We start from the raw sequence: 1,720 nt of genomic DNA on the forward strand, positions 1-1,720 counted from the left end.
CGGCGAGCAGCCCGGCGACCCTGCCGAGCGGCGCGAGGACGTCGGCGACGTGGAATTCCGTCCGGCCCCGAGCCCTTCGACGGCGGCGTCCATCGGTTCACGCGCATAGCGACTGGGGAACCTCAGCTGGACCTTGTCCTCGTAGGCCGCGAGGAGTCTGCGGTTGTTCTGGACGATCTGGGCAATCGACTTCATCTGGTTCTGTCTCCGGGTGTGTGGGCCGCGTCCACGCGGCGGTTTCGGGTTAGGTGATCGGGTTCGCGGGCCGTCGTCGGCGGTGCCGCCCCCGTGGACGTACCTGTCATGCAGACTCCCCCGGCCTCGTTTTCACGGCGATGCCTAAGAACCAGGCCGCGCAGACCACCAAACCCGCAGCTCCGGCGCCGTTGACGGCCTCGCCGGCTGCGGATACGGGGTGTGCCCGGCGATTCCGCGCAGGAGGGGACGGACACCGGCCGGAGGATGTGCCAAACGGGGTTCCCCGCGTTCGCGTCGCCCCCTCTCGGCCGACTCGTCGACTCATTGGTCGCTGTGGTGGGTTCATCAGACACAAGCGGCACTGTGTTGCCCTCTCAGAAGATAATAACCATTCGTGCGTTAGGTTAGCCTAACCTCTCTTGCGGCTCAAGTCCCGTCTCGTGCGTTTGATGGACATTGCTGAAACCGAGATCGCGCAAAACCAGCACACCATTGAGTGGCGCGTGGACGAAAACCAAGGATGGGCGTAAGAATCCGTAGGCGTTGTTAACAATCTTCTCGGTGAATCAGCCTGTAAAACCGGGAAATCCCCGTACTCAGGGGACGATCACTACCCCGCTGGAGTGGGAGCAGAAGGCTTCTCCGGATAAGCGCTCTGGCAATGGCCCGAAACCGAAGGTGCGGGCGTGTCCCAAAATGGCACAGCTATGGATCCGGCGCTCGGTCAAGGGACTCCGGCACCCTTTCACCGCCATCGACCATAAAGAAGCCAGCCGGGAAGAGAAACATGGCTACCGCAAAGAAAGCCCAGGATTCCCGCCGTCCGACCACCCCAAACATGACCCACTCCAGGGCAAAGAACGCCACGCCCAACAGGCCCAAGACAAGCGCCGCGACGGAGTTGAGGCGGACATTCCGGTAGTTCATGCACCGCATCCTAGGTTTCGCCATGACGTGAGGCAGCCCAGCTGATTTCTGCGCTCATAATCAGAAACGGCCTATAGTTGACGTGTCATAATTTTTTACGCAATAAGGGAGGACACGATGACTACAGAGACACAGAAGGATTGGGCAGGCGACGCCCAGAATGCGTCGAAGGACGGCGAGTTCAAGCGGGATACGAACTACGTCGGTGACCGCATTTTTGCGTCGATAAGCAACGAGGCTCTGCACTAGCCCGTGCAACCGCACCGCTACCGCCTCATCGCAGCACGTGCCTACCTCTGGGCACATCGCGCTGTCATCGTGCGGCGCCCGATGGGGCTGGAAGATGTGATCTCCATGGGCTTGGCTGCCCCGACCCACGACAAGCGTTCCTGGACCTTCGACCTGGATCCGGGCGGCGCCCTACCGGAACAGGGAAAACATACATAGTCTGCGCCATCGGCGTCGCCGCATGTCAAGCCGGATACTCCGTAGCCTACTACCGGCTAGACCAACTCGTAGATATGTTGGCGGTCTTCTCACCGGCGGACCAAAACTACCTCGATAAGATGCGGAAACTGATCAATGTCGATGTCCT

Annotated in this window: 1 protein-coding gene and 2 pseudogenes; 2 read left to right on the top strand and 1 reads right to left on the bottom strand. The window is 60.8% G+C overall.

Going from position 1 to position 1,720, the window contains the following annotated elements:
* Positions 1-903: 903 nt before the first annotated feature.
* Complete coding sequence (locus tag HMPREF2990_RS11865) at positions 904-1,125, bottom strand: hypothetical protein (protein ID WP_070764817.1); 222 nt, start codon at positions 1,123-1,125, stop codon at positions 904-906.
* 117 nt (positions 1,126-1,242) lie between these two features.
* Between HMPREF2990_RS11865 and HMPREF2990_RS12555 the strand changes: the two are divergent.
* Positions 1,243-1,566: pseudogene (locus tag HMPREF2990_RS12555) on the top strand (glutathione S-transferase family protein); the annotation flags it as partial.
* Positions 1,545-1,720: pseudogene (locus HMPREF2990_RS12560) on the top strand (ATP-binding protein); the annotation flags it as partial. The pseudogenes HMPREF2990_RS12555 and HMPREF2990_RS12560, both read left to right, overlap by 22 nt.

The organism is Corynebacterium sp. HMSC071B10 (assembly GCF_001814825.1).
Taxonomy (GTDB): Bacteria; Actinomycetota; Actinomycetes; order Mycobacteriales; family Mycobacteriaceae; genus Corynebacterium.

Bases quoted from the DNA above. Each gene is read 5' to 3' on its own strand.
- HMPREF2990_RS11865 (WP_070764817.1), bottom strand. From the start codon at position 1,125: ATGAACTACCGGAATGTCCGCCTCAACTCCGTCGCGGCGCTTGTCTTG.